We start from the raw sequence: 5,207 nt of genomic DNA on the forward strand, positions 1-5,207 counted from the left end.
CGGCGCTGATTGTAATAAAATTCCGCTTTCTTGGTAGTTGAGGTAGTAGTAACTGTACTAGTAACTACGGGTAGACGGACACCAACTAACTCTAACTCAATGGTCGTGTTGCCCTCCCAATGATGCTTTCTTGGGAATCCAGAAATTCTCCCGCATCTGTTGATACAACCCAATTGCCCAAGCATAACGGACATCATTGAGTTGCATCAAGTTAGTGGTATTACCAAACCAAATTGAACGGTGTTCAGTTTTGTCATCCCCATCTGGATTAAAGATAGGGTTAATTGGCATTGTAGTTAGCATTTTTTTTCTAGGGAGTCGGGACTCGGGAGTCGGGAGTCGGGAACAGGGAACAGAGAGTGTGGGGAGTGGGCGCGGGAAGTTTGGGGAGGGTGGGGAGCAACAGCCATCAGCTATCAGCTATCAGCCATCAGCCATCAGCCATCAGCTATCAGCCCTCAGCTATCAGCTATCAGCTATCAGCTATCAGCTATCAGTTATCAGCTATCAGCCAAAGGCCAACGGCTGACCACTGACCACTGACCACTGACCACTGACCACTGACCACTGACCGCTGACCACTGACCACTGACCACTGACCGCTGCTTCACAGGCTGGAAGCCTGTTCCACGGAATCACTAATTCGCGCAAGCGATACAAGTGTTGTCTAATTCTTTGAAGTTGTCACGCTGGACGGTTCGGATATAGTACACGGCTTTACATCCTAATTCCCAAGCCATGACTAGGGTTTCATAGATGTCTTTGGCTTTGAGGGTGCGTTCAGGTTCCTCTGGGAAATAGACTCCTTGGTTTAAGTTAAATAACAATTCCATGGAAATCCCAGTATCAATCCATTGCTGGATAGTGGCGACTGCTTTAACAACTTTTTTCTGATCAAAGTTTTTGTTTTCGTGGTAGAACCAAAAATTGTCTTTAATAAAGGGTGGGGCAATGGGTACAGTGCCTTTTGCCCATTTGTCATAGAAGAATTTGCTGTGAACTGGTAAGACACTAGCGGTACATCCTTGTACTAAGGATGAGGATGTATTGGGTGCGATCGCACTAATATGAGAATTGCGAATCCCAAATTGTTGAATATCCTGAGATAGGGCTATCCAACGCTCTTGATGCTGGGAATTTTCTACAAACCATTCCACTGGTTTAGCACCAATTAGCTTACCTTTACTCCACTCACTACCATCGAAAGCAGCATAAGCACCCCGTTCCATAGCCAGTTCCATAGATGCATGGGTGCAGTAGTAGCCAATATCCTCAAATAAGTTACTAATTTCCTTGAGGTTGTTATAGGTTAGCCACCGTTTAGCTAACCAATCCGCTAATCCCATACAACCTACTCCGATGGTGCGGTATTTCTGATTGTGACTATGAGCTGCTTTAAAAGGAGGAGTGCTTAAATCAATAGTGTTATCCAGAATCCGCACTGCTAGACGACAGATATTGGGCAATTCAGTTTCTTCAATATTGGCGAGATTGATTGAGTCCAAATTGCAACAGTGAGCAGCATTGCCAATTTCGACATTAGAGAAACTTTCGGTACAAAGATTTACCGCTGGGATGTAGCCCTGGTGTTGATTAGGATTAGCACGGTTAATGGTATCCTTGAACGCTAAGTAGGGCATTCCGGTCTCTACTTGCGATCGCATAATCGTCTTGAAGAGTTCCCGAGCATTGACGGTCTTGTAGAGAGTCAGGGTTTCGCCGATGGCTGCTTCAATGGTTTGATAGGCGCTTTCAAACTCTTCTGCCCACAGTTGAGATAGCTCAATGCCTAGCTTGATCCGTACTTCATAGGGATCGATTAATGTCCAGTCTTCTTTATTAACCACCCGACGCATAAACTCATCGGGAATCACCAATTGGGGAAAGATATCATAAGCCTTGCGGCGGGGATCGCCATTTTCCGCTTGCATCTCCAGAAACTCTGGCACATCGAGATGCCACACATCTACACTAACCGTGACTGCCCCTGCCCGACGGCCTCCTTGATTAACTGCGATCGCAGTATCGTTAAGCAGTTTAATCCAAGGAATTACCCCGCCCGAAGCATTGGCTTTGCCCATCACCCAGCTACCGGTTGACCGAATCCGGCTGACATTGACCCCAACACCACCACCGTTTTTGGAGATTCTGGCCGTATCAGTAATTCCTTCAAAGATGCTTTCCAGGTTGTCATCAATGCTAGTGATAAAACAGGAAGACAGAGACCCCTGAGGAATTCTGAGATTAGCCAGGATCGGGGTAGCTAGAGATATTTTCCGTTGTGCGATCGCTTCATAAAATCGCCTTGCCCAACCTAGTCTATCTTCCGGGACTTCCACTGACCCTAGCAGCAGAGCACAAGTTAAAAATGCCTCTTGGGGCAACTCATCCCCTAGGAGATACCGACGAGTTAGCAGTACAGCCCCTGCATAATCATAATCCGTGTCCCAATCCGGATTAATCCAAGAACCTGCTTCTTTCAGCTCCTCAGTCGTATAGGTTAAGATACTGGGGTCATATTGACCAGACTCTACTTTGGAGCGAACAGTTCTAGGGTAGTCACCGTACTCATAACCACGGTTTACCAGGGTGTCTTTCCATAGACTCCAGATCTGTAGTCGTCCTGCTACATAGCGCCAGTCAGGCTGATCAGGACTACACATTTCCAGGGCACAGTTGATCAAGTTATCCTGAATCTCTCTGGTAGTAACACCATCACGCAAGCGGGTAGTGAGTCCGGCTTCTAGAGTGATCGGATTGACATCCTTGCCAGCACAAGCCCACTCAACAACAGCACGAATTTTCGAGATATCAAGGGAAGTCAGAGAACCATCGCGTTTGATCACCTGAATATTACCTTGATTTTGGGTTATGGTTGTTGCCGACAGGGTTTGTTGCATTTTCACTGGTTGGGCAGAATATTAGATTTAACACACCATGACTTGCTAACCCCAAGGTACAACACTACCAATAGGGTTAACTATTTAATTTCCAAGCTCTACTATACTAAATCTGGATTGACTTGGCTTATAGTTGTTGCCGACAGGGTTTGTGGCCTTTTCAGCAGTTGCTCAGAATCTTAGATATAATACACTATTGCTTGATAACCTCAAGTTACAACACTACCAATAGGGTTAACTCTTTAGTTAACAAGCTCTACTATACTAAATCTAGAGTAAGTATAGCAGTAAAATTTATCAACTTTTTTAAGTAACTGACCAAGTAACTCCCCACACCTCCAACATCTGCCGCGCCACTCTGTCTTTCCCTGTTTTACTCATTCCTGACCTTGTCTAATTGTTCTGTTAAACTGAGTACTTGCACCATTGTCATTAATCCTAGGGTGGGCAGTGCCTACCAACGCGCTTTGCAAGCTTGATTATCTGTCTGGTGCACTGCCCACCCTACATGAACTACATGAACTGACCTTGTCTAATTGTTCTGTTAAAGTTATAATAGTGGAATTTGCCATCAGCTTTAGCCCTTGACCGTTCACCATGATGATCACTGCCCAAGACATGACTGCTATTGATGAGAAGCTCTCCAAACGCTTTATTGAACTCGATCCAGAGGGCTACTTCATTATTTACATAGACCGAGAGGCAAGTCTGATCTGTGCTGAACACTACAGTAACAAAATTAATGAGAAAGGCTTAGCAGTTGATCCAGAAACCGGAGAACCATTTCCCTGCGATGGTAAATTAAACCGTACTCCCACCGCTATTTTCAAAGGTAGGACAGCCAAGGAACTAGGCATGAAAATTACCGAAGAAACTAAACCCTGTCCTTTAAGTCGTTTCGATCACGCCCTTTACCTAGGACGAGAATTTGTCAGAGCCGAGATAGCCATGATCAATGGCGAAGAGTATATTCAAGATTAGTGAATAGGTAAGCATTCAGCCATCAGCTATCAGCGTGTCGCGTATCAGCTATCAGCGTGTCGCGTATCAGCGTGTCGCGTATCAGCGTGTCGCGTATCAGCCAAAGACTATGAATCCCTGACAGCAGACCTAAAAGAGATTAAACGAATGCTTACCTGTTTTCTTAAAAAGCTGACGGCTGACCACTGATAGCTGATAGCTAATGCTTACCTGTTTTCTTAAAAAGCTGACGGCTGACGGCTGATAGCTAATAGCTTACGAGCTAAGTCAGGTCTGTCGGTGATTATACCATGTACCCGATTATCATTTAGAAGCTTTCCAATCGTTTTTTGATCATTTACAGTCCAAACAAAAACCGGTTTGCCCTGTTTAGCAGCAATTTTCAATAAACCAAATTTTAACGTTTCCCACTGTAGTGCTAGTATATCTGGGGTAAATCTGATCAGTTTCTGAAACACCAAAATCCCGAAAACCCTCAGTAATATAATCAGAAATTTATTATTTTTTTTACTTAATAACAATCCCGTTTTAACTTCCGGATAATTTGATTTTATCCATCTTAACGATGGAATATTAAATGATAAAATCACAAAGTCATCTATGTTGGTATATCCCATTACTAAGGCCATGACTTTTTCTTCATAGCCTTCTTCTTTGAGCTCAACCGCTAGTTTAATCTTGTTAGTTGTTAGTCTTAAAACTTCCTCAACCGTAGGCACTCTAAACCCTTGCTGACCAGCAATGCGATTTATTTCTGCAAAGCTTAACTGACTGATAGCTTTATTAGCTATCATTGGATCATGATGGGAAATCAATACCCCATCTTTAGTGATTCTTACATCAAATTCGATAAAGTCAGCCCCAAGTTCAATCGCTTTTTCATAGGCTTCAATAGTATTCTCTTTGGCACAATTAGATGCTCCACGATGGGCAATTATCCTATTAGTCAGCATATGTAGCAAAGGGAACAGGGAATAGGGAACAGGGACTTCGGAGCAGGGAACAGGGTAAGTGTGGGAGGTGTGGGAAGTGTGGGAGGTGTGGGGAGATGGGGAGATGGGGAGATGGGAAGATGGGGAGATGGGAAGATGGGGAGATGGGGAGATGGGGAGATATGGGAGTTATGGTAGTGTGGTGAGATTCCCTCGGTGCGCGCCTCCTAGGGCGAGTAAATCGCCCTTGGGTCGCACCGCTCCCGACTCCCTCGGTGCGCGCCTCCTAGGGCGAGTAAATCGCCCTTGGGTCGCACCGCTCCCGACTCCCTCGGTGCGCGCCTCCTAGGGCGAGTAAATCGCCCTTGGGTCGCACCGCTCCCGACTCCCTCGA

The 5,207-nt window shown here is 45.2% G+C and carries 6 protein-coding genes and 1 pseudogene; 3 read left to right on the plus strand and 4 right to left on the minus strand.

Annotated elements, in window-relative coordinates; translation table 11 throughout:
• Positions 1 to 117 precede the first annotated feature (117 nt).
• A pseudogene (locus F6K20_RS23245) lies at positions 118 to 291 on the minus strand (ribonucleotide-diphosphate reductase subunit beta); the annotation flags it as partial.
• Positions 292 to 361: 70 nt separating this feature from the next.
• Here F6K20_RS23245 and F6K20_RS23250 point away from each other — a divergent pair.
• Positions 362 to 529: a hypothetical protein gene (locus F6K20_RS23250; RefSeq protein WP_287296185.1), complete on the plus strand. Its 168-nt coding sequence runs from the start codon at positions 362 to 364 to the stop codon at positions 527 to 529.
• On the opposite strand, the gene F6K20_RS23255 is transcribed toward F6K20_RS23250, so the two are convergent.
• Positions 508 to 651: a hypothetical protein gene (locus F6K20_RS23255; protein ID WP_287296187.1), complete on the minus strand. Its 144-nt coding sequence runs from the start codon at positions 649 to 651 to the stop codon at positions 508 to 510. The two genes, F6K20_RS23250 and F6K20_RS23255, sit on opposite strands and share 22 nt — an antisense overlap.
• Positions 639 to 2,900, minus strand: coding sequence for a ribonucleoside-diphosphate reductase subunit alpha (locus tag F6K20_RS23260; protein ID WP_071105860.1), 2,262 nt, complete (start codon positions 2,898 to 2,900; stop codon positions 639 to 641). Before F6K20_RS23260 ends, F6K20_RS23255 begins: the two co-directional genes overlap by 13 nt.
• 597 nt (positions 2,901 to 3,497) lie before the next feature.
• Between F6K20_RS23260 and F6K20_RS23265 the strand changes: the two genes are divergently transcribed.
• The gene (locus F6K20_RS23265) at positions 3,498 to 3,881 is read left to right on the plus strand and encodes a DUF4346 domain-containing protein (RefSeq protein ID WP_008185234.1); all 384 of its coding nucleotides are present in this window, start codon (positions 3,498 to 3,500) and stop codon (positions 3,879 to 3,881) included.
• 218 nt (positions 3,882 to 4,099) lie between these two features.
• On the opposite strand, the gene F6K20_RS23270 is transcribed toward F6K20_RS23265, so the two are convergent.
• Positions 4,100 to 4,834, minus strand: coding sequence for a glycerophosphodiester phosphodiesterase (locus F6K20_RS23270; RefSeq protein WP_071105859.1), 735 nt, complete (start codon positions 4,832 to 4,834; stop codon positions 4,100 to 4,102).
• A 58-nt stretch (positions 4,835 to 4,892) separates the two neighbouring features.
• Here F6K20_RS23270 and F6K20_RS23275 point away from each other — a divergent pair, with 58 nt between their 5' ends.
• Positions 4,893 to 5,162 (plus strand): hypothetical protein, encoded by a 270-nt coding sequence (locus F6K20_RS23275; RefSeq protein ID WP_071105858.1) that lies wholly within the window; start codon positions 4,893 to 4,895, stop codon positions 5,160 to 5,162.
• Positions 5,163 to 5,207: the final 45 nt, after the last annotated feature.

This window comes from Moorena sp. SIO2C4, assembly GCF_010672485.1.
GTDB lineage: Bacteria > Cyanobacteriota > Cyanobacteriia > Cyanobacteriales > Coleofasciculaceae > Moorena > Moorena producens.

Excerpts from the sequence above, each read along its gene's own strand:
- F6K20_RS23260 (WP_071105860.1), bottom strand. The coding sequence starts at position 2,900 with ATGCAACAAACCCTGTCGGCAACAACCATAACCCAAAATCAAGGTAAT.
- F6K20_RS23265 (WP_008185234.1), top strand. The coding sequence starts at position 3,498 with ATGATGATCACTGCCCAAGACATGACTGCTATTGATGAGAAGCTCTCC.
- F6K20_RS23270 (WP_071105859.1), bottom strand. The coding sequence starts at position 4,834 with ATGCTGACTAATAGGATAATTGCCCATCGTGGAGCATCTAATTGTGCC.